Annotated in this window: 22 protein-coding genes, 1 tRNA gene and 1 pseudogene; 6 read left to right on the forward strand and 18 right to left on the reverse strand. The window is 67.0% G+C overall.

What is annotated here, in order from left to right:
- Positions 1-2: 2 nt before the first annotated feature.
- Entirely contained in the window at positions 3-2855 is a 2853-nt protein-coding gene (uvrA, locus tag P0D62_RS05915) for an excinuclease ABC subunit UvrA (protein WP_319946989.1), read from the reverse strand.
- Between the two features lie 112 nt (positions 2856-2967).
- Here uvrA and P0D62_RS05920 point away from each other — a divergent pair, with 112 nt between their 5' ends.
- Both P0D62_RS05920 and uvrB read left to right on the forward strand, forming a co-directional pair.
- Entirely contained in the window at positions 2968-3684 is a 717-nt protein-coding gene (locus P0D62_RS05920; protein ID WP_275701706.1) for a maleylpyruvate isomerase family mycothiol-dependent enzyme, read from the forward strand.
- A gap of 55 nt (positions 3685-3739) precedes the next feature.
- A complete protein-coding gene (gene uvrB / locus P0D62_RS05925) occupies positions 3740-5794 on the forward strand; it encodes an excinuclease ABC subunit UvrB (RefSeq protein ID WP_275701707.1) in 2055 nt (684 codons plus the stop codon).
- A gap of 10 nt (positions 5795-5804) precedes the next feature.
- On the opposite strand, the gene P0D62_RS05930 is transcribed toward uvrB, so the two are convergent.
- From P0D62_RS05930 to P0D62_RS05945, 4 genes are all read right to left on the reverse strand, one after another.
- Entirely contained in the window at positions 5805-6851 is a 1047-nt protein-coding gene (locus P0D62_RS05930; RefSeq protein ID WP_275701708.1) for a S66 family peptidase, read from the reverse strand.
- A gap of 142 nt (positions 6852-6993) precedes the next feature.
- Positions 6994-7422: a TA system VapC family ribonuclease toxin gene (locus P0D62_RS05935; RefSeq protein ID WP_275701709.1), complete on the reverse strand. Its 429-nt coding sequence runs from the start codon at positions 7420-7422 to the stop codon at positions 6994-6996.
- Entirely contained in the window at positions 7419-7667 is a 249-nt protein-coding gene (locus P0D62_RS05940) for a ribbon-helix-helix domain-containing protein (RefSeq protein WP_275701710.1), read from the reverse strand. The genes P0D62_RS05935 and P0D62_RS05940 overlap by 4 nt, the downstream gene beginning before the upstream one ends.
- A 31-nt stretch (positions 7668-7698) precedes the next feature.
- Complete coding sequence (locus tag P0D62_RS05945; protein ID WP_275701711.1) at positions 7699-7932, reverse strand: nucleoside triphosphate pyrophosphohydrolase family protein; 234 nt, start codon at positions 7930-7932, stop codon at positions 7699-7701.
- A 139-nt stretch (positions 7933-8071) separates the two neighbouring features.
- On the opposite strand from P0D62_RS05945, the gene P0D62_RS05950 reads away from it, so the two are divergent.
- Positions 8072-9316 carry an MFS transporter gene (locus P0D62_RS05950; protein WP_275701712.1) on the forward strand — a complete coding sequence of 415 codons (1245 nt, stop codon included), beginning with the start codon at positions 8072-8074 and terminating at the stop codon, positions 9314-9316.
- Here the strand turns inward: P0D62_RS05950 and coaE are convergent.
- Positions 9313-9906: a dephospho-CoA kinase gene (gene coaE, locus P0D62_RS05955; protein WP_275701713.1), complete on the reverse strand. Its 594-nt coding sequence runs from the start codon at positions 9904-9906 to the stop codon at positions 9313-9315. The two genes, P0D62_RS05950 and coaE, sit on opposite strands and share 4 nt — an antisense overlap.
- Before the next feature lie 72 nt (positions 9907-9978).
- Positions 9979-11412 carry a 30S ribosomal protein S1 gene (gene rpsA / locus P0D62_RS05960; RefSeq protein WP_275701714.1) on the reverse strand — a complete coding sequence of 478 codons (1434 nt, stop codon included), beginning with the start codon at positions 11410-11412 and terminating at the stop codon, positions 9979-9981.
- 180 nt (positions 11413-11592) lie between these two features.
- Between rpsA and P0D62_RS05965 the strand changes: the two genes are divergently transcribed.
- Positions 11593-12306, forward strand: a complete 714-nt coding sequence (locus P0D62_RS05965; protein WP_275701715.1) for a class F sortase — start codon at positions 11593-11595, stop codon at positions 12304-12306.
- Positions 12307-12325: 19 nt separating this feature from the next.
- Here P0D62_RS05965 and polA read toward each other — a convergent pair whose 3' ends face one another.
- Positions 12326-14998 (reverse strand): DNA polymerase I, encoded by a 2673-nt coding sequence (gene polA, locus P0D62_RS05970; protein ID WP_275701716.1) that lies wholly within the window; start codon positions 14996-14998, stop codon positions 12326-12328.
- A gap of 52 nt (positions 14999-15050) precedes the next feature.
- On the opposite strand from polA, the gene P0D62_RS05975 reads away from it, so the two are divergent.
- Positions 15051-15461, forward strand: a complete 411-nt coding sequence (locus tag P0D62_RS05975) for a PaaI family thioesterase (protein WP_275701717.1) — start codon at positions 15051-15053, stop codon at positions 15459-15461.
- Between the two features lie 13 nt (positions 15462-15474).
- On the opposite strand, the gene P0D62_RS05980 is transcribed toward P0D62_RS05975, so the two are convergent.
- Entirely contained in the window at positions 15475-16059 is a 585-nt protein-coding gene (locus P0D62_RS05980; RefSeq protein ID WP_275701718.1) for an ANTAR domain-containing response regulator, read from the reverse strand.
- Positions 16060-16208: 149 nt separating this feature from the next.
- Here P0D62_RS05980 and P0D62_RS05985 point away from each other — a divergent pair.
- A tRNA-Leu gene (locus P0D62_RS05985) sits at positions 16209-16294 on the forward strand.
- Between the two features lie 63 nt (positions 16295-16357).
- On the opposite strand, the gene pyk is transcribed toward P0D62_RS05985, so the two are convergent.
- The 9 genes and pseudogenes from pyk to murC all read right to left on the reverse strand — a co-directional run bounded on the left by pyk (position 16358) and on the right by murC (position 25146).
- Complete coding sequence (pyk, locus tag P0D62_RS05990) at positions 16358-17773, reverse strand: pyruvate kinase (protein WP_275701719.1); 1416 nt, start codon at positions 17771-17773, stop codon at positions 16358-16360.
- Between the two features lie 46 nt (positions 17774-17819).
- Entirely contained in the window at positions 17820-18740 is a 921-nt protein-coding gene (locus P0D62_RS05995) for an RluA family pseudouridine synthase (RefSeq protein ID WP_275701720.1), read from the reverse strand.
- Positions 18737-19198 carry a signal peptidase II gene (lspA, locus tag P0D62_RS06000; protein ID WP_275701721.1) on the reverse strand — a complete coding sequence of 154 codons (462 nt, stop codon included), beginning with the start codon at positions 19196-19198 and terminating at the stop codon, positions 18737-18739. Before lspA ends, P0D62_RS05995 begins: the two co-directional genes overlap by 4 nt.
- A gap of 50 nt (positions 19199-19248) precedes the next feature.
- Positions 19249-19671 carry a TraR/DksA family transcriptional regulator gene (locus P0D62_RS06005; protein ID WP_275701722.1) on the reverse strand — a complete coding sequence of 141 codons (423 nt, stop codon included), beginning with the start codon at positions 19669-19671 and terminating at the stop codon, positions 19249-19251.
- Positions 19672-19977: 306 nt separating this feature from the next.
- A complete protein-coding gene (locus P0D62_RS06010; protein ID WP_275701723.1) occupies positions 19978-20916 on the reverse strand; it encodes a DivIVA domain-containing protein in 939 nt (312 codons plus the stop codon).
- Positions 20917-21070: 154 nt separating this feature from the next.
- Positions 21071-21562 carry a cell division protein SepF gene (locus tag P0D62_RS06015; protein WP_275701857.1) on the reverse strand — a complete coding sequence of 164 codons (492 nt, stop codon included), beginning with the start codon at positions 21560-21562 and terminating at the stop codon, positions 21071-21073.
- Between the two features lie 339 nt (positions 21563-21901).
- Positions 21902-22844: pseudogene (gene ftsZ / locus P0D62_RS06020) on the reverse strand (cell division protein FtsZ); the annotation flags it as partial.
- 140 nt (positions 22845-22984) lie between these two features.
- The gene (locus tag P0D62_RS06025) at positions 22985-23704 is read right to left on the reverse strand and encodes a cell division protein FtsQ/DivIB (RefSeq protein WP_275701724.1); all 720 of its coding nucleotides are present in this window, start codon (positions 23702-23704) and stop codon (positions 22985-22987) included.
- Entirely contained in the window at positions 23701-25146 is a 1446-nt protein-coding gene (gene murC, locus P0D62_RS06030; RefSeq protein ID WP_275701725.1) for a UDP-N-acetylmuramate--L-alanine ligase, read from the reverse strand. Before murC ends, P0D62_RS06025 begins: the two co-directional genes overlap by 4 nt.
- Positions 25147-25159: the final 13 nt, after the last annotated feature.

The following is a 25159-nucleotide window of genomic DNA, read 5'->3' on the forward strand; positions in this document are numbered from 1 at the left end:
ACCTACGCGAACTCCAGCAGCGGCTTCAGGAAGCGCCCCGTCTCCGATCCCTCGGCCACCGCGACCTCCTCCGGCGTGCCAGTAGCGACAACTTGGCCACCACGATTGCCGCCCTCCGGACCCATGTCGATCAGGTGGTCTGCCGACTTGATCACGTCGAGGTTGTGCTCGATCACCACGACGGTGTTGCCCGCGTCGACCAGGCGCTGCAGCACCGCCAGCAACTTGCGGATGTCCTCGAAGTGCAGGCCCGTGGTGGGCTCGTCGAGCACGTAGAGGGTGCGCCCGGTGGAACGCTTCTGGAGTTCCGCCGCCAGCTTCACGCGCTGCGCCTCGCCGCCGGACAAAGTGGTGGCAGGCTGGCCGAGACGCACATACCCGAGGCCCACCTCCTCCAGCGTCTTGAGGTGCCGCGCGATCGAGTTGATCGACTCGAAGAAGCCCACCGCCTCGCTGATCGGCATGTCGAGCACCTCGGAGATGGTCTTGCCCTTGTAGCGCACCTCCAGCGTCTCCCGGTTATACCGGGCGCCGTGGCACACCTCGCAGGGCACATACACGTCGGGGAGGAAGTTCATCTCGATCTTGATGGTGCCGTCGCCCATGCAGTTCTCGCAGCGTCCGCCCTTGACGTTGAAGGAGAAGCGACCCGGCATGTAGCCGCGCACCTTCGCTTCGGGCGTCTGCGCGAATAGCGCACGTACCTTGTCGAACACGCCCGTATACGTGGCCGGGTTGGACCGAGGCGTGCGCCCGATCGGCGACTGATCCACCTGGATCACCTTGTCGATATTGTCCAGGCCGGCGATCGACTTGTGTTTGCCCGGCACCGCCTTGGCGTTGTAGATCAGCTTGGCCGCGGCCGGGTAGAGGATGCCGTTGACCAGCGACGACTTGCCCGATCCGGACACTCCGGTGACGGCGATCAGCTCCCCCAGAGGGAAATCGACGGTGACCTCGCGCAGGTTGTTCTCCCGCGCACCCCGCACCGTGATCTTCCCCCCATTGCCGGTGCGCCGCACGGCGGGCACGGGGATCGAGAGACGACCCGACAGATACTGCCCGGTGCGGGACTCGTCGGAGGCCAGCAGATCCTCGAAGGAACCGGAGACCACCACCTCGCCACCATGCTCGCCAGCGCCGGGGCCGATATCGACCACCCAGTCGGCCGCCCGGATGGTGTCCTCGTCGTGCTCGACGACGATCAGCGTGTTACCGAGGTTTCGCAGCCGCTCCAGGGTCTCGATAAGCCGCAGGTTGTCGCGCTGGTGCAGGCCGATGCTGGGTTCGTCGAGCACGTAGAGCACGCCGACGAGGCCCGACCCGATCTGCGTCGCCAACCGGATGCGCTGAGCCTCGCCCCCGGACAGCGTGCCGGCCGCGCGCGACAGCGTCAGATAGTCGAGGCCGACGTCGAGCAGGAACTTCAGGCGCTCGCGGATCTCCTTGATCACCCGCCGCGCGATCGCGGCCTCGCGCTCGGTGAGCTGGAGCGCGTTCAGGAACTGTGACGCCTCCCCGATCGACATGTTGGCCACATCTGCGATCGACTTGTCGCGCACCGTGACGGCCAGCGTCGACGGCTTCAAGCGTGCGCCCGCACACTCCGAGCAAGGGATCTCGCGCATGTAGGAACCCCAGCGCTCGCGCCCCGAATCGGTCTCGGCCTCCTCGTGGCGTCGTCGAATGAAGTTGACCACGCCCTCGAACTTCTGGCTGAAGCTGCGCACCCGGCCGAAGCGGTTGCGGTAGCTCACCACCACGTTGCCCTTCACCCCGCTGAGAAGAAGTCTCTTGGCCGACGCCGGCAGATCCTTCCACGGCTCGACGAAGGAGAACCCGTTCTCCTCGGCCAGCGACGCCAGCACGTGGTCGTAGTGCGAGCGAAGATGCGCCGACGCCCACGGCGCGATGGCGCCCTCGGCCAGCGACAGATCCGCGTCGGGGATCAGCAGCTCGGGATCGGGATCCAAGACCGTGCCGAGGCCGGAACATCCGGGGCAGGCGCCCCACGGCCCGTTGAAGGAGAACTGCCGCGGCTCCAGCTCGTCGATGGACACGTCGTGCTCGTTGGGGCAGCCCATCTTCTCCGAGTAGCGCTTGAACCGTTCGGGGTCGTCGGCAGGCAGGTCGACGAAGTCGATCATCACGACGCCGCCCGCCAGCTGCAGCGCCGTCTCGACCGACTCGGTGATGCGCTGCTTGGCCTTGGGCCGCACCACCGCGCGGTCGACGATCGCCTCGATGTTGTGTTTGCGGTTCTTGTCCAGCGCCGGCAGCTCGGTGAGCTGGTGCACCTCGCCGTCGATGCGCACGCGGCTGTAGCCGTCGCCGATGAGTTGGCGGAACAGCTCTGCGTACTCGCCCTTGCGGCCATGCACCAGCGGGGCCAGGATCTGGAAACGGGTGCCCTCCTCCAGCCCAAGAAGACGGTCGACGATCTGCTGCGGCGTCTGCCGACCGATGGGCGCGCCGCACACCTCGCAGTGCGCGACGCCGATGCGCGCGAACAGCAGGCGCAGATAGTCGTAGACCTCGGTGATGGTGCCGACCGTGGAGCGCGGGTTGCGGCTGGTGGATTTCTGGTCGATCGAGACCGCGGGCGAGAGGCCCTCGATGAAGTCGACGTCGGGCTTGTCCATCTGCCCGAGGAACTGGCGCGCGTACGCCGACAGCGACTCGACATAGCGACGCTGCCCCTCCGCGAAGATCGTGTCGAAGGCCAACGAAGACTTGCCGGATCCGCTCAACCCCGTGAACACGATCAGCGCGTCCCGAGGCAGATCCAGCGAGACGTTCTTCAGATTGTGCACGCGGGCACCCCGCACCACCAGTCGATCATTCACGCCCGCCATCCTAGAACGGGCCACCGACAGTTCCATTAGCACGACGAACGCACGCAGACGACGTGATCGCGATCACCACCTGTCCGACCGGCTTCTCCCCACCTTTTGATAGGTTTACTACATGACGAGCACCCCAGACGCGACCGCCTTCGCGGAGCTCGTCGACGCCACCCGCGATCAGACGTCGGCTCTCCTTGGCGACACGATCGCATACTCGGTGGATGACTGGGCGGCACCGTCGAGGCTTCCCGGCTGGACGCGCTCACACGTCGCGGCGCATCTGGTGGAGAACGCCAAGGCCATGATCCGCCTGTGCAAGGGGCTGACGGACGGCCGTCTTCGTCGCCTGTACGCCGACGACGAGAGCAAGCGTCTGGCGATCGAGACCGGCGCGCTCGCCGATCCGCTGACGCTCCAGATCGAACTGGACACGACGGCCAGCGAGCTCCAGGCCGCGTTCGCGAATCTCGACGACGTGGGCCGCACCGTCGCGCTGGGGCCGAGCCTCGTGGTCACGGCCGGCGAACTCCCGCTCGCCCGCCTCAGCGAAGTGGTCCTGCACCACAGCGACCTGACGGGCGAACCCCCGCAGGTATCCGGCGCCGTGCTGAACGCGCTCCTCGACTTCCAGCTGCGCCGCGAAGCCAACCGCAGCAACCTGCCGCCGGTGCTGATCATGTCGGATGAGGGTTTCTCGGCCCGCGCCGGCGGCGACGGCGACACCTCCACCCTCATGGGCCCCGGCGTCGATCTCCTGTGGTGGCTCGCGCGCGGCGTCGACTCGCCGGCGATCAGCGGTCTCAACACCGAAAGAGGCGACGAGTCGTCCACTGAGTGAGCGATCGCCACACGGTCTCACACAGACTGTCAGAGGCGGCGTCTACTCTGGATGAATGCGTCCTATTGAAGAGACCACTCGCCAGGTGGCGCCGCTTCGCGTCGTCTCCGAGTACACCCCTTCCGGCGATCAGCCGGCCGCCATTGCGGAGCTTGAACGGCGGATCAACGCCGGCGAGAAGAACCTGGTGCTGCTCGGCGCCACCGGCACTGGCAAGACCGCGACGGTGGCCTGGCTGGCGGAACGGCTGCAGCGTCCGCTGCTCGTGATGCAGCCCAACAAGACGCTCGCCGCCCAGTTCGCCAACGAGCTGCGGCAGCTGATGCCCAACAACGCCGTCGAGTACTTCGTCTCGTACTACGACTACTACCAGCCCGAAGCCTACGTCCCACAGACAGACACCTACATCGAGAAGGACTCGTCGCTGAACGAGGAGGTCGAGCGGATGCGGCACTCGGCCACGAGCTCGCTGTTCACCCGACGCGACGTGATCGTGGTCGCCAGCGTCTCCGCCATCTACGGCCTGGGCACGCCCGAGGAGTACCTCAACCAGCGGGTCACGCTGACGGTGGGCGACGAGTTCGACCGCGACCAGTTGCTGCGCCACCTCGTCGACATCCAGTACGCGCGCAACGACATCGGCGGCGGGCGCGGCACTTTCCGCGTGAAGGGAGACACCCTCGAGGTGTTTCCCATGTACGAGGAGAACGCGGTTCGTATCGAGTTCTTCGGTGACGAGATCGAGCGCATCGCCACGCTGCATCCACTCACCGGCCAGGTGCTGCACGAGGACAACGAGGCCTACATCTTCCCCGCCACGCACTACGCCGCCGGGTCAGACCGGATGGAGCGCGCCATCGCCGGCATCGAGAAGGAGCTGGCCATCCGGCTGCAGGATCTGGAGGCACAGGGCAAGCTGTTGGAGGCCCAGCGGCTGCGCATGCGCACCTCGTACGACATCGAGATGATGCGTCAGATCGGCACCTGCTCCGGCATCGAGAACTACTCGCGCCACATCGACGGGCGCGAGGCCGGCTCGGCCCCGTCGTGTCTGATCGACTACTTCCCCGAAGACTTCGTGCTGGTGGTGGACGAGTCGCACGTCACCATCCCACAGGTCGGCGGCATGTACGAGGGCGACGCCTCCCGCAAGCGCACCCTCGTCGACCACGGCTTCCGGCTGCCCTCGGCGCTCGACAACCGCCCGCTGCGTTTCGACGAGTTCGTCGAGCGGATCGGGCAGACCGTCTACCTCTCGGCCACCCCCGGCCCTTACGAGATGGAGCGCGCCGACGGCGTGGTGGAGCAGATCATCCGACCCACCGGCCTGATCGATCCCGAGGTGGTGCTGAAGCCCACCAAGGGCCAGATCGACGACCTGATGGGCGAGATCAAGGCCCGCGTCGAGCGCGACGAGCGCGTGCTGGTCACCACCCTCACCAAGAAGATGGCCGAGGATCTCACCGACTACCTGATGGATCACAGCGTCAAGGCTCGCTACCTGCACTCCGATATCGACACCATCAAACGCATCGAGCTACTGCGCGAGCTGCGGCTGGGCAGCTACGACGTGCTGGTGGGCATCAACCTGCTCCGCGAGGGCCTCGACCTCCCCGAGGTGTCGCTGGTGGCCATTCTGGACGCCGACAAGGAGGGCTTCCTGCGCTCGGAGCGTTCGCTCATCCAGACCATCGGCCGAGCCGCGCGTAACGTCGCCGGCCAAGTGCACATGTACGCCGACAAGATCACCCCGTCGATGGAAGCGGCCATCGCCGAGACCAATCGTCGCCGGGACATCCAGCTGGCCTACAACAAGGAGCACGGCATAGATCCGACTCCGCTGCGCAAGAAGATCGCCGACCTCACCGACGCCCTCGCCCGCGAGGACGCCGACACCGACGAGTTGCTGCGCGGCACCCCGGCCAAACGCACCAAGGGCCTGGACCCTTCGTCCATGGCGGAGACGGAGCTGCGCCAGCTGATCGAAGATCTCACCTCGCAGATGCACCAGGCGGCTGCCGAACTCCAGTTCGAGGTGGCCGCGAGGCACCGCGACGAGATCGCCGATCTGAAGCGCGAGCTCCGCCAGATGATCGAGGCCAACAAGTAGCGGATGCTTCTCAGCGGTAGTCGGCGAAGACCTTCTGGGATTCGCCGTCGAGCGTGATCTCGCCGCCGTACGGCACGATCCACTGCGGCCGGGTATGACCGAAGGGCGGGCCGACGCAGATCACGGCATCCGGGTTGTACCGGCTCACCTCTGCGATCACGGCCTCGCGTTGAGCCTTTCGCCATTCCTGGCGCTGCTGTGGGCTCGGGCGTTCATGCCCTAGAGTGCTCGCCGGCGGACGAGCGACCACCACACCCTGGACGCGCTCCAGCACTCCGCGCTCACCCAGCGACCGCACCCAGTCGCGCACGTCCATGTGGCGCGGAAGCTCCTGGCTCGTCTCCAACAGCAGGATGCTGTCGTCCAGGTCATCGTTCGACGGCATCCGGTCAGCCAAGGCGATCCAGTCGATCACCTCGATGCACCCGCCCCAGGTTGGTCCGGTGACCGTGCGCGCAGGGCCGGCCCACACCCAAGGCTCCGTCGACTCGCGCTCGCCGAACTCGGTGAGGGCGCGTGAATCGGCCCAGTCGTGGCCATAGTCCTCCGACTCGCCGGGCTCCGTCAGTTCGACCCTCTCCCCGGTGAGCAGGGCCGCCGTGAGGGAAGCCAGGTGGACCTCGTCGATGCCGGGCCCCGGACCGATCTGCACCTGCGTCGAGCCGCCGTAGAAGCCGGCCACCCCGTTGGTCCAGAACCAGTTGAGGATGTTCGTGTTATCGCTGTATCCCAGGAAGGGTTTGGGATCGGTGCGCAGCAGGTCGGCGTCGAGATGACGGATCAGTCGGATCTGGTCCTCGCCGCCGACCGTCGCCAGAATCGCCCGGATCTCCGGATCGGCGAGAGCCGCGTTGACGTCAGCCGCCCGAGCTTCTGGGGACGCACCCAGCTGCCGCGTGGTCGGGAACTCGACCGGCACCAGCCCCGTCGCATCCGTCAACCGGCGCATCGCCTGCTCGTGTAAAGCCGGCGCATACCCAGGAGCGGCGAACGATGGCGACAAGACCGCCACCTTGTCCCCGGGATTCAGCTTCGGCGGATGGACCAGGGTACGCATGCCGCCACCCTATCGCCACGGCCCCGTGACGTAGGACTTGCCGTTTCGCGGACCAAAACTTGCAGTTTCGCGACAAGTTTCCTGCAGTTTCGCGGTACCACGACTGAGCGATTCCGTACGCTAGAGATTCCGCAGGTACCTCTTAAACCAATGGGTTGGTGATCTTGATCTCAGGGAACCGGGCAAAGTCTGCGTCGTTGGTAGCGACCGTTGCGGCCTGTTCCCACGCGTGCGCTGCAATCTGAGCGTCAGTCGTAAGGTTGCCGGCCGTACCCACACGCCTCAGCAGGTGAAATGCGCGGTGCGCTGTGGCCTCCGTGTCAGGAAGGAAGCGAACCTGCGGCTGCGCGAACCACCCATCGACCACATCGACCGCTTGGTCGACGGACAGTGGTTGGCTGAGCGCGCGCCGGTTAGTGACGATCCTCACGAATCCCATCGCCACAGGACTGACGATTCCGACCGTCTGGGTACTGGACAGAAGGGCTCCCCACCACCGCCGTGCAACGTCGTGCTGCGAATAGCCGTCGACGTGCGCATAGATCAGCAGATTCACGTCGGGAACGATCATGGCCTGAGCTTCTCCAGGAGCGCGTCGTCGTCAAGCTCATCGACAAGCTGATTGAGCCGCCCATGATCGGTGCCCGGCACCGGGTCGGCCCGGAACACAGGAGGGCTGTACGGCCGGACTTCCTGAGTGCTGAGCGCACGGCGAAGCGCATCATTGATGACGTCCTTGGTGGAACGACGTTCCCGATGTGTCGCGTCAGCAACAAGACGAGCGACGTCTTCTTCGAGTGTCAGTGTGGTTCGCATGTATACATCATGACGCGCCATAAGGCAGGCATCAAGATGCAAAGTCACCGCCCGACTGATCGAACAGTTCATCCATGGTCCGGTGGAAGGCGCTCTCGAGATCGATCTCGAAGGCATCAGCGATGGCGATCAGCGACCATAGGCAGTCGGCGAGTTCGTACTCCAGAGCCTTGTCCAACTCACCATGGGGCCTCACTCCGGCCTTGGCCTGAGTCCGTTTCGCGAGATCACCGACGTCTCCGACAAACCCGACGTCACCCGGCACGACAAAGAGTCCCGTACTAGAGATCCCGCAAGTAGGTGGCACCTACTTGCGGAATCTCTTAGGTTCGCCGCCCCACCTGCATTAAGCTAGTTCGGCTCCGCCCGACTCGGGCCCACCGTCACCCCTCTCTTCAGGAAGTATGCTCATGCACGCCGACTGGTCGTTGCTGCGCGATCCGCAGTTCGCACGACTCTTCTTCGCCCGCACCGCCTCGATGGGCGGCACCGCCTTCGCACCCGTGGCGCTGGCTTTCGGCGTGCTGCATCTTCCCGGAGGCGACAGCGAGGCGCTGTCGCTGGTGCTCACCGCCGAGAGCGTGCCGATGATCGTCTTCCTGCTGATCGGCGGCGTGATCGCCGACCGCTTCCCGCGGCAGAAGGTGATGATGGTGGGCGAGTTCTCTTCGGCGCTGGCCTTCGGCCTCCTGGCTGTCCTCCTGCTCAGCGGCAACCCGCCCCTCTGGGCACTGTGTGCCGCGGCGGCCTTCAGCGGCATCGGGATCGCCATCATGATGCCGGCCCTCACGGGCATCATCCCCGAGGTGCTCAAGCCGGAGCAGCTCCAGCCCGGCAACGCACTGCTCGCGCTGGGCGCCAACGTCGCCCGCATCTCGGGCTTGGTTTTCGCCGGTTGGCTCGTCACCCTCGTCGGCGGGGCGTGGGCGCTGCTGGGCTCGTCGCTGCTGTTCGCCACCTCCGGCACCATCGTGTCCGGGCTGACCGGGCTCACCGATCATCGCAGCGAGTCCCACTCCGCCTTCGGCGACCTCAAGCGCGGCTGGCACGAGTTCTCGTCCCGGCAGTGGATCTGGGTCGTCGTGCTGCAGTTCTCATTCCTGGTGCTGCTGTTCCAGGCCTGCTTCGGCGTGCTCGGGCCGGTGCTCTCCGACACCGAGCTGGGTGGTCCGGGCCCCTGGTCCTGGATTCTCGCCGGTGACGCACTCGGCATGGTGTTCGGTGTGCTGATCGCCATGCGGATCCGCCCGAAGCGCCCCATCTTCGTCGGCGTGCTGCTGACCAGTCTGGCGGCACCGGTGTTTCTCGCGCTCGGCCTGGGCGCGCCGCTGTGGGTGGTGGTTCCCCTCGCCTTCGTGATGGGCGCCGCCTTCGACCTGTTCGGCGTGCTCTGGAACACCACCATGCAGCGGCTCATCCCCGCCGACGCGCTGTCTCGTGTCGCGGCGTATGACGCCTTCGGCTCCACCATGTTCGGCCCCATCGGGTTGATGCTGGCTGGACACGCCGTGGTGTGGTGGGGCGCACGGCCGTCCATGATCGGCGCCGCCTGCCTGATGCTGGTCACCGTCGCCTTCGCGCTGCTGTCCCCCGAGGTCCGCAAGCTCGAGGCCCCCGCTCCCGTCGTCGAGAAGGCCAAGGCGGCCTAAGAGACCGGGCCGACGACCTCCGCCCACCAAGCCTCGACCTGGGCGACGGCGCCCTCGGGAGCGCCCGAGTTGTCAATCACCCAGGTGGCCGCCGCCAGCCGCTCGTCGCGGGTGGCCTGGGCGGCGATCCGCGCCCGCGCCTGCTCTCGCGTGAGCGCATTGCGCTGCATGAGACGCCGCTCGCGCACATCGTCCGGAGCGTCGACCACCAGCACCCCGTCGTAGGCATCCTGCTGCCCCGTCTCGACGAGCAGCGGGATGATATGCGCCACCACGGCTCCGGTCGGTGCCGACGCCTCCAACGCACTGGCGCGCGCCCGCACCCGCGGATGCACGATCGCGTTCAGATCCGCCCGCGCCGCGTCATCGGCGAAGACGATCTCCCCTAACGCGGCGCGATCGAGGGCGCCGTCGTCCCCCAGGATCTCCGGCCCGAAGCGCTCGACGATCTCCGCGAGTCCCGCGGTGCCCGGCTCCACGACCTCGCGGGCGATCAGGTCGGCGTCGATCACCACGGCGCCCAGCCTGGCCAGCGCGTCCGACACCAAGGTCTTTCCCGAGGCGATCCCGCCCGTCACACCGATCCGCATACGGCAGAGGATACGAGAAAACCCGCCCCCTTGAAGGGAGCGGGTTCTCGTGAGAGTTAACTCAGGCTGCGATCAGCGACCACCGGTCAGCTTGTCGCGCAGGGCCTGCAGGGCCTCGTCCGATGCCAGCGAACCGGCGCCGGTGTCCTCGGACACGTAAGCCTGCGGGGCGACGGCCTCCTGGCCGGCCTTCTCGGCCTCCTCGACCTGACGCTTGTGGGCCTCCCAGCGAGCCTGGGCCTCGGCGTACTGCTGCTCCCAAGCGGCGCGCTGGTCCTCGTAGCCGTCCTTCCACTCGTTGGTCTCCGGATCGAAGCCCTCGGGGTAGATGTAGTTGCCCTGGTCGTCGTACGAGGCGGTCATGCCGTACAGCGACGGGTCGAACTCGTCGGCCGCGACGTCGATGCCCTCGTTCGCCTGCTTGAGCGACAGGGAGACGCGACGACGATCGAGATCGATGTCGATGACCTTGACCATGACCTGGTCGCCGACGGTGACAACCTGCTCGGGGATCTCCACGTGACGCTCGGCCAGCTCGGAGACGTGCACCAGGCCCTCAATGCCCTCGCCCACGCGGACGAACGCACCGAACGGAACCAGCTTGGTGACCTTGCCGGGCACGATCTGGCCGATCTGGTGCAGACGGGCGAAGGTCTGCCACGGATCTTCCTGGGTGGCCTTGAGCGACAGGGAGACGCGCTCGCGATCCATGTCCACCTCGAGCACCTCGACGGTGACGGGCATGCCGACCTCGACAACCTCGTTCGGGTGATCGATGTGCTTCCAGGACAGCTCGGAGACGTGCACCAGGCCGTCGACGCCGCCAAGATCGACGAAGGCGCCGAAGTTGACGATCGAGGACACGACACCCTTGCGGATCTGGCCCTTCTGCAGCTGGGTGAGGAAGGTCTGGCGAACCTCGGACTGGGTCTGCTCCAGCCACGCGCGACGCGACAGCACCACGTTGTTGCGGTTCTTGTCCAGCTCGATGATCTTGGCCTCGAGCTCCATGCCCACGTAGGGCTGGAGGTCGCGGACGCGACGCATCTCCACCAGCGACGCGGGCAGGAAGCCGCGCAGGCCGATGTCGACGATCAGGCCGCCCTTGACGACCTCGATGACGGAGCCGGTGACGACGCCGTCCTCTTCCTTGATCTTCTCGATCGCACCCCAGGCGCGCTCGTACTGGGCACGCTTCTTGGAGAGGATCAGGCGGCCTTCCTTGTCCTCCTTCTGCTGCACCAGGGCCTCGATCTCATCGCCGACCTGGACCACGTCGAACGGGTCAACATCGTGCTTGATGGAGAGTTCCTTGGAGGGGATGACGCCTTCGGTCTTGTAGCCGATGTCGAGCAGGACCTCGTCCCGATCAACCTTGACGACGGTGCCGGAGACGATGTCCCCGTCATTGAAGTACTTGATAGTGGCGTCAACCGCGGCGAGGAAAGCCTCGGGAGTGCCAAAGTCGTCGACTGCGACAGTCGATGCCTCAGTGGAGGAGGTCATGTAGTAGGGCTCCGATTGGATAATTCTTCTGTGCCCGTAACCTTGCCTCGGCGGCGAGGCCGCCAGGGCGAGCCAGCCTCGCTAGGTCTGAAGGCGGGCAGGCCACAATGCCCAACCAGCCTATCCCCGCGTGGAACGCATGGTCAAACTGACCCCAGCGACTACGCCTAGGATAGCGGGGTGACTTCCTCGCAGCGCCGTGTTCGCTACGCCGTGATCGCCGTGGTCGCGGTGATCCTGGTAGCGCTCGTCTACTACCTCAGCAGGCCCGACGGCCAGAACACCGAACCCAAGCCCACCGGCTCCGTGAGCATGGTCACAGAACCATCTGCAACCAGCTCGCCCGCTCCGGCCGCTTCTCCCTCCCCCTCCGTCTCCGTTGCCGACTCCCCGCCGGCCGGATGCGTGACGACGGCCACCGAGGGCTTCACTCCCACGCGCTACACCATCGAATCGTTGGACGTCGACGAGCCGGTGGTCTCCCTGCCCCTCACCGACGATGGCTCGATTCCCGCGCCCCCCAAGCGCGAGGCCCGCGTGGCCGCCTGGTGGAACGAGGGTCCGATCCCGGGCGACGATGAAGGCCGCGTGATCCTGTCGATTCACACCTACCGCAACGGCGGAGCGCTGGGCAACGAGCTCTTGGACGAGAAGACCGACAAGACCCCCCTGAAGAAGGGCGACATCATCGCCCTCCACGACGACAAGGGCAACACGGCCTGCTACGAGTACGCCGACTTCACCGAGATCGTGGCGGCCGATTACGACCCTAACTCGGACGTGATGATCAAGGAGGACGGCGCCCCGTCGCTGGTCCTCATCATCTGCACGGCCTTCGACTGGGACACCGAAATCTGGGAGAACCGGGCGCTGTTCTACGCCGACGCGATCTGACGCCCGCCGCCCACCATGGTCAGTGGGCGGCGTCCTGCCAGGACGATCCGACGCCGATGGAGACCTCCAACGGCACCGCCAGCTCCATGGCGCCCGCCATCTCGGCCTTAACCAACGATGCGACGGCGTCGGTCTCCCCCGGCGCGATCTCCAGCACCAGCTCGTCGTGCACCTGAAGCAGCATCCGGCTCTGCAGGCCGGAGGCCTTCAGCGCATCGGCCACCTTGATCATCGCCACCTTGATAACGTCGGCGGCGGACCCCTGGATCGGCGAATTGAGCGCCGCGCGCTCGGCCATCTCGCGACGCTGCCGGTTGCTGGAGGTGAGATCCGGCAGGTAGCGGCGCCGGCCCAGCAGCGTCTCGGTGTAGCCGCGGGTACGCGCCTCCTCGACGACCTTCGCCAAGTACTCGCGCACTCCGCCGACCCGCGCGAAATAGGCGTCCATCAGCTCCCGCGCCTCGGCCACCGAGATCTTGAGCTGGTTGGACAGCCCGAAGGCGCTGAGCCCATAGGCGAGACCGTAGTTCATCGCCTTGATCCGGGCGCGCATCTCCCCCGTCACCTCTTCGGACGGCACATGGAAGACGATGGCCGCCATCTCGTTGTGGAAGTCGCGACCGGAGCGGAACGCGTCGATCAGCCCCTCGTCGCCGCTGGCGTGGGCCATCAGGCGCATCTCGATCTGCGAGTAGTCGGCGCTCATCAACGTCTCGTAGCCGCGGCCCGGCACGAAGGCGCTGCGGATGCGTCGGCCCATGGGGGTGCGGATCGGGATGTTCTGCAGGTTGGGATCCACCGATGACAGGCGCCCGGTGGCGGCGATGGTCTGCACGTAGGTGGTGTGGATGCGCCCGTCGTCCTTGACCGCGGCGAGCAGCCCGTCGACGGTCTGCCGCAGCCGGATCGCGTCGCGGTGCGCCAGCAGGTGCTCGAGGAACGGGTGGCCCGTCTTGGCGAACAGCGACTCGAGCGCCTCCGCGTCGGTGGTGTAGCCCGACTTGGTGCGCCGCGTCTTGGGCATGCCCAGTTCGTCGAAGAGCACGCCCTGCAGCTGCTTGGGCGAGCCCAGGTTCACCTCGTGGCCGAGCACGTCATAAGCGGCCTGCTGGGCACCGCTGACGAGCCCGTCGAAGTCGTCGCGCAGCCCGTTCAGCCGATCGAGGTCGACGGCGACGCCGAGCACCTCCATGTCGGCCAGCGTGCGCTGCAGCGGCAGCTCCACCTGGTCGAGCAGAGCGGCGACGCCGCGCTGCCCCAGCTCGGGGCGGAGCACCTCGGCCAGGTCGAAGATCGCGCGCGCCGTGCGCAGCGCGGAGTCGGCGTCGTCGTCGCTCTCCTCGTCGAAGTCGAAGGCGAGCTGGCCTTGATCGCTGGCCTCGGTGGGAGCGAGATCGCGCTTCAGGTACCGCAGCACCAGGTCGGCCAGGTCGTAGGTGCGCTGATCGGGCCGCAGCAGATAGGCGGCCAGCAGCGTGTCGAAGAGGACGCCGCTCAGCTGCCAGCCGCGCGAGCGACAGGCCAGCATGGGCCCCTTGGCTTCGTGCAGCACCTTGCCCCGCGCCGGGTCGGCCAGCCAGTCGGCGAGCCCCTGCTCGTCCTCCGGACCGAGCTCCGCCACGTCGACATAGGCGCCCTCGCCGTCGCCGGCCGCGAACGCCAGCGCGAAGACGTCGCCCGCACCGGCGCCCCAGAGACCCACCACGTGGAGGGCGACCGGATCCTTCGCGTGCGCATCCAGCCATCCGGGCAGCGCCCCTGCCGCCAGCCGTTGTCCGCGCACCTCGAGCTGCTCGACGGCGACCGGCTCCGACGGGCTCAGCTCCAGCAGCCGCTCGCGCAGCACCCGGAACTCCAGCGCGTCGAACAGGCTGTGCACCCGTTCCCGATCCCAGTCGTGGCGCTCCAGCTCGTCGGGCCCCATCGGCAGCGCCACGTCGCGCACCAGCGCATTGAGCCGGCGGTTGCGCCGCACGTCTTCGAGATGATCGCGGAAGGACTGACCGGCCTTGCCCGGCACCTGCTCTGCGCGCTCCAGCAGGTTCTCCAGCCCGTCGTACTGGGCGAGCCACTTGGCCGCGGTCTTGGGGCCGACGCCGGGCACGCCCGGCAGGTTGTCGCTGGCCTCCCCCACCAGGGCCGCGAGCTCCGGGTAGCGCGCGGGCGGCACCAGGTACTTCTCCTCGACGCTCTCCGGCGTCATGCGGGCGAGATCCGAGACGCCCTTGCGCGGGTACAGGACCGTGACCTTGTCGGTGACCAGCTGCATGGCGTCGCGGTCTCCCGTGACGATCGAGACCTCGAAGCCCTCCGAACCCGCCTGGGTGGCCAAGGTGGCGATGATGTCGTCGGCCTCATAGCCCTCTGATTCCAGATGCACGACGTTGAGCGCATCCAGCACGTCCTTGAGCAGCTCGACCTGCCCCTTGAACTCCGCCGGCGACGCGGAGCGGGTGGCCTTGTACTCCGGGTAGGAGTCGGTGCGGAACGAGTGCCGGGACACGTCGAAGGCCACCGCCAGATGTGTGGGCTGCTCGTCGCGGAGCACGTTGATCAGCATCGAGGTGAACCCGAACACCGCGTTGGTGTGCTGCCCCGTGGAGGTCGCGAAGTTGTCCACCGGCAGCGCGAAGAACGCCCGGTAGGCCACCGAATGGCCGTCGATCAGTAGAAGCCGCTTGCTGTTGGTCACCCCACGAGCCTATCGGTCCGCCCCGACAGTATGAGATCGATAGGCTCGGCACATGACTCTCCCCGACTGGGCCGTGCCCATGGTTTCCCCGCTCGACCAGAAGATGGGCATCGTGCTGACCGAGCTCACCCCCGAGCGGGTATGCGGCGTCATGCCCGTCGAGGCCAACCAGCAGCCGTTCGGGCTGCTGCATGGCGGCGCCAACGGCGTGCTGATCGAATCGCTGGCGTCGATGGGCGCCTATGCCCATGGACGTCCGAGAGGCCGCGCCGGGGTGGGCGTCGACCTCAACGTGACCCACGTGCGCTCCGCGCGCTCCGGGATGGTCACGGGTGTGGCCACCGCCATCCACCTGGGCGAACGGTTGGCCATCTACGAAGTGACGCTCACCGACGATCAAGGCCGGGTAACGGCGACCGGCAGGCTGACCTGTCAGATGGTCGACCTGCCGGCGCGCGGGTGAGAGGTGCCGAGCCCTACTTCTTCTTGTTGTGGCTGATGACGCCCTCGGCGACATCGCGCATCGACTTGCGCAGATCCATCGCGGTCTTCTGGATCCAGCGGAAGGCCTCGGGCTCGGTGAGCCCCAGATCCTTCTGCAGGATGCCCTTGGCCTGATCGATGATCTTGCGGGACTCGAAGCGCTCCTCCAAGGAGGCCAGCTCGTCCTCGATCGCCTTGAGCTCGGCGAACCGGCCCATCGCGATCTCGATGGCGGGCACCACGTCGGAGGCGTCGAACGGCTTGACGACGTAGGCCATCGCGCCGGCGTCGCGCGCCCGCTCGACCAGATCGCGCTGGCTGAAGGCGGTGAGCATCACGATGGGCGCGATGCGCTCCTCGGCGATCACCTCCGCCGCCGCGATCCCGTCCATCTTGGGCATCTTCACATCCATGATCACCAGGTCGGGCACGAGCTTGCGCGCCAGCTCCACGGCTTCCTCGCCGTCAGCTGCCTGGCCGACAACCTCGTAACCCTCCTCTCCGAGGAGCTCGACGAGATCAAGACGGATCAGGGCCTCGTCCTCGGCAACGAGCACGGTTGGCTTCTTCTTACTCATGCACTGTCTCTTCCTAAACGTCTACTGGGGCTTCTCGTCGATCTGCCCCGCGCAAATCCTATCGCGTCTCCGCAACAAATTCCCCCTGGAGAAAAGTTCCGTGGACCTATGGCACAATGATGTTCGCCCTAGTGGATGCGCTAGGGCAGGCCCGGGTGGCGGAATGGTATACGCGGACGGCTCAAACCCGTCTGGCCGCAAGGCCGTAGGGGTTCGACTCCCCTCCCGGGCACCACAGAAAAGGTGAGGGCCGGACGCCACATGGCGTCCGGCCCTCATCGCTGTGCTCCCGCGAGCGTCAGCCGCGTTCCTTGGCGCGCAGCACGCGCAGGTTGTTGGTCTTGCCGGGCAGGCCCATGGGCGAGCCCGACAGGATCACGACGCGCTCCCCTATCTTCATCATGTCGTTGTCCAGGAGGAAGTTCTCCACGTACTCGACCATCTTGTCCTGATCGCCGAAGGTGGGCGTGATGATGGTGCGCACACCCCAGGTCAGGGTCATCCGCTGACGGGTGGACACGTCGGGGGTGAACACCAGCAGCGGGATGTCGGAACGGAGCCGAGCCAGCCGCGAGCCGGTGTCGCCGGACTTGGTGAATCCGATGAGATAGCGGGCGTTCATCCGCTGAGCCACATCGTTGGCCACATAGGCCAGGACGCCACCGGTGGTGTGCGGATCCCAGTCGATGTGATGGATCTGGTTGTGGCCCTCTTCCTCGGTGCGCTTGATGATGCGCGCCATGGTGGAGACGGTCTCCACCGGGAAGGCACCGATCGAGGTCTCGCCGGAGAGCATCACCGCGTCGGCACCGTCCAGCACCGCGTTGGCGACGTCGGAGGTCTCGGCACGCGTGGGACGCGGGTTGGCGATCATCGAATCGAGCATCTGGGTGGCCACGATCACCGGCTTCGCCCAGCGGCGCGCCGCGTTGATGATGCGCTTCTGCACCAGCGGCACGTCCTCCAGGGGCAGCTCGACGCCGAGGTCACCGCGGGCGACCATCAGGGCGTCGAAGGAGTCGACGATGTCCTGCAGGTTGTCGATCGCCTGAGGCTTCTCCAGCTTCGCGATGACGGGGATGCGTCGGCCTTCCTCGTCCATGATCTCGTGCACGCGCTTGACGTCGTCGGCGCTGCGCACGAAGGAGAGGGCGATCATGTCGATGTCCTGAGCGAGGGCCCAGCGCAGGTCGCGCTCGTCCTTCTCGCTCAGGGCCGGGACGGACACGGCCACGCCGGGCAGGTTGATGCCCTTGTTGTTGGACACGGGGCCGGGAACGACGACACGGCAGACGACCTCGGTGTCGGTGACCTCGATGGCGCGGAGGCCGACCTTGCCGTCATCGATCAGGATGTCGTCGCCGGGCTTGACGTCGCCGCACAGGCCCTTGTAGGTGGTGGAGCAGCGCTCCACCGTGCCCGGGACGTCGTTGATGGTGATGGTGAACGTCGCTCCGGGCTCGAGCTGGACGGGACCGTTCTCGAAACGGCCGAGACGAATCTTGGGGCCCTGCAGGTCGGCGAGGACGCCGACGGGCTGGCCGAGGGTAGCTGAGGCCTCACGCACGTTGCGCAGACGAGCGGCGTGCTCGTCATAGTCGCCGTGGCTCATGTTGAGCCGAGCGACGTTCATGCCGGCACCGATCAACTCGATCAGGCGCTCGGTCTTCTCCGCAGCGGGGCCAAGGGTACATACGATCTTTGCTCTACGCACGGCGTAATCGTACCCGACCAGTGTGAACGTCCTGTTACCGACGGGCCTATCCTTGGCGGACGATTTCCAACGCGTTCGCCAGATCTGCCGGGTAGTCGGAGGTGAAGCTCACCCATTCTCCGCTGCGCGGGTGGACGAAGCCCAGCTCGACGGCGTGCAGCCACTGACGCACCAAGCCCAGTCGCTCCGCCAGCACCGGATCCGCGCCGTACAGCGGATCACCCGCGCACGGGTGACCGATGGCGGAGAGATGCACGCGGATCTGGTGGGTCCGCCCGGTCTCGAGGTGGATCTGCAGCAGCGTCGCGCTGCGATGCGCCTCCAGCGTGTCGTAGTGGGTGACGCTGTGCCGCCCGCCCTCGACGATCGCCATCTTCCATTCGTGACCGGGGTGGCGGGCGATCGGCGCCTCGATGGTCCCCTCGAACGGATCGGGGTGGCCCTGGGCGAGCGCGTGATAGATCTTGTTCACCTCGCGGTCGCGGAAGGCCTGCTTGAGGATGCTGTAGGCGCCCTCCGACTTGGCTACCACCATCAGGCCGGAGGTTCCCACGTCGAGGCGCTGGACGATGCCCTGTCGCTCTGCCGCTCCCGACGTCGACACCTGCACGCCCACGGACGCCAGGTGCTCGACGACGGAGCCCCCCTCCCAGCCGAGGCTGGGATGTGCGGCCACTCCCGCGGGCTTGTCGACGACCACCAGATCGGCGTCCTCGTGCACGATGCTCATGCCGTCGGCGTGCTGCGGCCTGACGGTGGGGGCCGTGGGCTTGGCGGCGTCGTCGAGTTCCACCAGCTCTCCCCCGGCGACCCGGGCCGAGCCCTTCGTCGCCGTCGTACCGTTCACCTGTACCGCGCCGGCCTCGATGAGGGCGTCGATCCGGGAACGGCTGTACCCGCTCACCCGGGCGAGCGTGGCGTCGAGCCGCTCGCCCGCGAGGCCGTCGGGCAGGAGGAAGACGCTCATGCGGCCTCCGCCGCCGACGCCGCCGCTGCCCGTTCCGCCCGATCTCCCCGGAAGGACATCAGAATGATGAGGGCGGCCGCGCTGGTGATGCAGATGTCGGCGACGTTGAAGATCGCGAAGTACGGCAGCTGGAAGAAGTCGACGACGTGGCCGCGCATGAACGACGGCGGCTGGGTTATCCGGTCGTAGAGGTTGCCGGTGATCCCGCCCAGCATCAGCCCGAGCGCCACCGCGTGCCACGTCTGCGTCATCCGGGGCAGCCCGAAGACCAGCAGGCCCACGGCGACGAGCACCGCGAACACCGAGAACACCAGAGTGGTGCCGCTGCCGAGGCCGAAGGCGGCACCGGGATTGCTCACCAGGGTGAACTTGAGAAGAGAACCGAGCACCTCGACGCTCTCGCCCCATTCCATGCGCGCGACGACGGCGGCCTTGGTGATCTGGTCCACTCCCAGCATGAGGAACCAGATCCCCAGCGAGATCAGAGGCAGCCCTGGTGGCTTACGGCTCAGCGTCGTTCCTCACGCTGCTTGCACGCGACGCAGAGCGTTGCCCGGGGGAACACCTGCAGGCGTCCCTTTCCGATGGGCTGACCGCACACCTCGCACAGACCGTACTCGCCCTGGTCGAACAGGGACAGCGCGAGGCGCTGCTGCTCGGCCATCTCACGCACGTTGGCGGCCAGCGACAACTCCTGATCGCGCTCGAAGTTGCTCGAGCCGACATCGGCCGGGTCGCGGCCCGCACCGTCGGTACCGCCCTTGAGGAGACTCGCCAATTCGGCTTCGGTCACCCGGATGCGCTTCTCGAGCCGCTCCAGCTCCTCGACCAACTCGGCGCGCTGCTCGGCGACCTCTTCTGGGGTCCAGGGGTCTTCGCCTTCCCTAACGGGAAGCACGACATCCGTGGACTCGGCTTTCCTTGACGACATTGTGGCGGACTGATCCTTACATCTTGAATTTCAGACAACCGAGTGGATTGCTGTCCGGCGAGGCTACACCACATTGATGAAAATAAGAGACTCCGCAGGTAGGTGGCACCTACTGCGGCGCACTGGCTGGCGACCTGGCTACGTTGTCCAACTCACCGGCATACCCAATGCAGGTTTCGTTCTCCGCCTTGCCAGATCATCCATCCAGCACGTCCTCGCTACGGCACCACCTACCTGCGGAACCTCTAAAACAGGCCGACGCGCAACGCCGGCCTGTTTCTCACAATGCAGAGGTTCTCCGGAGCCTCACTCGGCTAGGGCATCGAGCCTCGGGGTCGCGGACGGCTGAGCCAGCTCAGGCACGTCCTCCGGCTCGGCCTTGCTCTGGGTGACATTCTCGAGGAGCGTCTGCAACACGCTGGTGAGGTTGGTGCGGTAGTCGCCCTCGAAATCGCGCAGGGCGCCCACCTTCTGCGTCAGCGACTTCTGCTCGCGCTCGAGCTCGGCGAGGAGTTCCTCGCGGCGCACGCTCACTTCCTGCTCCACCTCGGCCGCGCGGCCCTCGGCCGCCGAGGTCATGGACTCGGCGCTGGACCGAGCCTCGGACTCGATCCGGTCGGCGTGGGCCTGCGCGTCGGTCTTGATCTCGCTGGCGCGCTGCTCGGCCTCGGCCAGCTTGCGCTTGGCCTCGATCTCCGCCTCGGCGACGAGGGTCGTGGCCTGGTCGGTGGCCATCTGCAGCAAGCGGGTGACGGCGGGAGCCGCCTCCTGGCTGGTGGTGACGACGAGCTGCTCGGTGGGAGCGTCGGCGTGGCTGGCGATGCGCTGGGCGTGGGCCTGATCCAGCTGGGCGCGCACGTCGGCCAGCTGGCTGCGCAGCTGCTGGTTCTGGGCGCTGAGCTCCTTGACCTGGTCTTCGGAGTCGGTGCCGGCGGACAGGCTGGCGTTGAGGGTGTTCAGGCGCTCGATCTCGGCGCGCAGCTCCTCGAGTTCGCCGTCGCGGGCGGCGAGCGCCTCGCGCAGCGACTGCAGCTCAGAGTCATCGATGGGAGCGTCGCCGCTGATCGCGGACGACTGCAGGGACTCCAGCTCGCGGCGGATGAGGTCGCGCTCGTTCTCGAACTGGCGGAAGGTCTCCTCGACCTTGTCGATGAACAGGTCAACGTCGGTGACCTTGTAACCGTTCTCATTTCGCCGCGCCATGCGGAAGCGAATCTGGGCTACCTCGTCCAGCGTCAAGCTCATGTCTGCTCCAACTTCTCGCCCGAGGCCCGGCCAACGGCCCGACCGAGACGGTCTTGTTTATCGAAATCTCAGGTTAGCGTAGCTCGTGGCGTCAAGCACCCGCAGACGACGGGGCGGACCAGGCGGGAACAGGCCCCTCAGTTTGAGCTGAAACTCAGCTTTGGTTGAAGAAGCCGCCGCTGGCGATCCGCTGCTTGTCCTCCGGGCCGACCACCAGGTTGTGCGGGCACAGCAGGAAGACCTTGGCCGACACACGCTCGATGTTGCCGCGCAGACCGAAGATCAGGCCCGCCGCGAAGTCGACCAGACGGCGGTCGTCGCCCTCCTCCATGTCGGAGAGGTTCATGATGACGGGAATCCCGTCGCGGAAGTTCTCGCCGATCACGCGCGCTTCGTTGAAGGAACGCGGCCGCACCGAGATGATGCGGCTCAGGTCGGCGACCTCCGGCTCGGCCACGGGGGCGAGACGGTTGCGCTGCTGCGGCTGTGGCAATGGAGTCACGCTGCTCTCCTCATATTGCACCTGCTCGTCGACGTAGACGTCCTCGGTGAGTTCACCCACGACGCCGTCATGGGACTCGTCGTCGCGGTATCGGTCGTCCACGACGAGGCCGATCCACTCGCCTACCCTTCGTAGTCCCACGATGCCTCTCCTTAAGCTCGGTTGGTCACGAGGTTAGCGCGCCCGTGACCCCATCACGGACGCGACATACCGGAGCCGCGACCATTTAGAGATTCCGCCAGCAGGTGGCACCTGCTGGCGGAATTTCCTACTTCATGAAGTCGGGAACGTCGAGCCCGTCGTCGAAGGCGGGAGCGGCGGGAGGAGCGCTCGGGGCGACCGGCTCGGCCGGCGGCGGCGTGTAGGCCGCGGCGGGCGGGGTGCTGGTCACGGGCGTGTAGATCGCTCCGGTCTGCTGCGGACGGGCCTGCGACGAGAGGCGCGGCTCGGTGCGGACCGTGGGGCGCTTGGTGGGCTGCCCCCCGTCGAAGCCGGCGGCGATGACGGTGACCCGCACCTCGTCGCCGAGGGCATCGTCGATGACGGTGCCGAAGATGATGTTGGCCTCGTCGTGCGCGGCCTGCTCGATGAGCTCGGCGGCGGCGGAGACCTCGAACAGGCCAAGGTCGGAGCCACCGGCGATCGAGAGCAGCACGCCGTGCGCGCCGTCGATGCTGGCCTCGAGCAGCGGCGACGAGATGGCCATCTCGGCGGCGGCCCGGGCGCGATCCTCACCACGAGCGGAGCCGATGCCCATGAGGGCGGAGCCCGCCTGGCTCATGATCGACTTCACGTCGGCGAAGTCGAGGTTGATCAGGCCCGGCGTGGTGATCAGGTCGGTGATGCCGGAGACGCCCTGCATCAGCACCTGGTCGGCCTGCTTGAAGGCGTCGAGGATGGCGACCTGGTGGTCGGTCATCTGCAGCAGCTTGTCGTTGGGGATGACGATCAGGGTGTCGACCTCGTCGCGCAGCGCCTCGATGCCCGACTCCGCCTGCGTGGAGCGACGACGCCCCTCGAAGGAGAACGGGCGGGTCACGACGCCGATGGTGAGGGCGCCGAGCGAGCGGGCGATCTTGGCGACGATCGGGGCGCCACCGGTGCCGGTTCCGCCGCCCTCGCCTGCGGTCACGAAGACCATGTCGGCGCCGCGCAGCGACTCCTCGATCTCGTCGGCGTGATCCTCTGCGGCCTGACGGCCCTTGGAGGGATCGGCGCCGGCGCCGAGGCCGCGGGTCAGCTCACGGCCGATGTCGAGCTTGACGTCGGCATCGCTCATCAGCAGCGCCTGCGCATCGGTGTTGATGGCGAGGAATTCCACGCCACGCAGTCCGGCTTCGATCATCCGGTTGACGGCATTCACGCCACCGCCGCCGACTCCGACCACCTTGATGACCGCCAGGTAATTCTGAGATGCGCTGGCCATGTTCCGCCTTCCGGTACAACCCCGATTGTTCACCCAGAGGTTATGGGCTGGGCTTGGCCGGCGTCCAACGAGACACGATCCTGAGCCGTTTTCACCTGAAGTTCAGGTTGAGGGTTTGGTTCAGGCTTGGTCGAGCCCCGCTATTTCGTGGTCGGGTGGTTCGGCGCGGACACGTCGTAGACGCGCGCCTCCACGCTCAGCAGGGCTGCCAGAACGTCGGCTTTGAGGCTGGAGTCGTCGGCGCTGCCCCACACCACCTCGCGGTTCTCCGGCAGGGTCAACACGATCTTGTCGACGCTCGGGTTGTTCATGGTGATCTGCTGGCCGTCCAGCGCGTCGGGCAGGTTGCTCACCACCGTGGCGATGTCGCGCAGCAGCCTGGTCTCGGCGTCACCCAGCTGGGCCACGGGAACACCCTTCGGGGCCTTGGCGTCGGTATGGAACTCGACGCCGTCCTCATCGACCCAGACGTAGCCCTCGCTGCTCTTGCGCACGAAGACGAGCTCCCGCTCCACGATCTCGACGACGATCGCGTCCGGGAACGAGCGCGACGCCGCCACCGAGGCCACCGGATTCAAGGATCCGACGCGGGCCTCCACTGCACCCAGGTCGACCCGCACCAGGGGCAGACCCGACGCCACGCCGGCGGCGGTCACGACGTCGTCCTTGCTCAGCAGCGACTCCCCTGACACCTCGACCCGTTTCACCACCAGCAGCGGCGAGAACCAGAACGCCCAGATCGCGACGCCGACGAGCAGCAGCACGACTCCCGCCACGACGGCGGCGATGAGACGACGCCGGCGGCGCCGGGCCTGTTCCGTGGCCTTGAGCGCACCGAAGGAGTTCGGCGTCGTGGTCACCGCACCGCGCCGGGACGCTCGGCGAGCAGGTCGGCGAGCAGCGGGCCGACGATGGTCACGTCGCCGCAGCCCAGGGTGATGATCAGGTCGCCGGGACGCGCGATGTCGTTCAGCGCCGCGGGAAGGTCGTACTTGTCGATCACGTAGACCACCTCCTTCGCGCCGTGCTTGATGGCCTCGTCGACGACGAGCTGGCCGGTGACTCCCGGCACCGGATCCTCGCGCGCGCCGCAGATGTCGTTGATCACCGCGATGTCTGCCAGGGTCATCACCTCGCCGAACTCGCTGGCGAAGTCGATGGTGCGCGAGTACAGGTGGGGCTGGAAGCAGGCGATCAGCCGCCCCTGCCTTCCGCTCTCCTCGTTGCTGGCGGTGACGGCCACCCGGGCGCCGGTCAGGGCCGCGCGGATCTCCGTGGGGTGGTGGGCGTAGTCGTCGTAGACGCGCACGCCGTCGAGATCGCAGATCAGCTGGAAGCGCCGAAGCGTTCCCACATAGGCCCCGACTGCGGTGAGGGCGTCGTCGTGGCTCAGGCCGAGAAGACGTCCGACGGCGTAGGAGGCGGAGGCGTTGACCAGGTTGTGGTCGCCGGGCACCTGCAGCACCAGCCGGCCCGACTCGTCGCCGTAGCTGAGGGTGGCGCTGATGCCGGTGCCCAGCGCCTTGGCATCGCTGACCCGCACGTCGGCATCCTCGGCGAGGCCGTAGCGCACGACGGTCTTATCAGTGGAGGCGAGTTCGTCCGCCAGCGCACGCGAGCCCGGATCGTCGACGTTGATCACGACCGACTTGACGCCCGGCTGGCCCGCGAAACGCCGGTAGGCTGCCGCGTAGTTCTCGGGGGTGCCCCAGTTGACGAGGTGATCGGCCTCGATGTTGGTGATCACCGCGATCTCAGTGGGGTACTGCATGAACGAGCCGTCGGACTCGTCGGCCTCGATCACGAAGGCAGGGCCCGTGCCCAGCTCCGCGCTGGAGCCCGTGGCCGACAGCGGGCCGCCGATCACGTAGCTGGGGTCGCAGCCGGCGGCGACCAGCATCACGGCCGTCATCGCGGTGGTGGTGGTCTTGCCGTGGGTGCCCGTCACGGACACGCCCCGCTTCCCGAGCATCAGCGCGGCGAGGGCGGCTGACCGGTGCCACACCCGCAGGCCTCGGCGACGGGCCTCGGCCAGCTCGGGGTTGGTCTCGCGCACGGCCGACGAGATGACGACGGTCTCGGCGTCGCCGAGCTGCGACGCATCGTGCCCGACGTGGATGCGCACGCCCACCTCGGCCAGCCCCTGGAGTGCGGTGGAGTCCTTCTGGTCCGATCCTGAGGTGACGACCCCCAGCTGCGCGTAGAGCCTGGCGATGCCGCTCATGCCCGATCCCCCGGCGGCGATGAAATGCACGGGCCCCACCTGGTCGGCGGGGAGCACCTCGATCGGTTCTACGAGCATGGATTGACTCCGT

It is taken from the genome of Tessaracoccus caeni, from assembly GCF_029211185.1.
Classification (GTDB): domain Bacteria; phylum Actinomycetota; class Actinomycetes; order Propionibacteriales; family Propionibacteriaceae; genus Arachnia; species Arachnia caeni.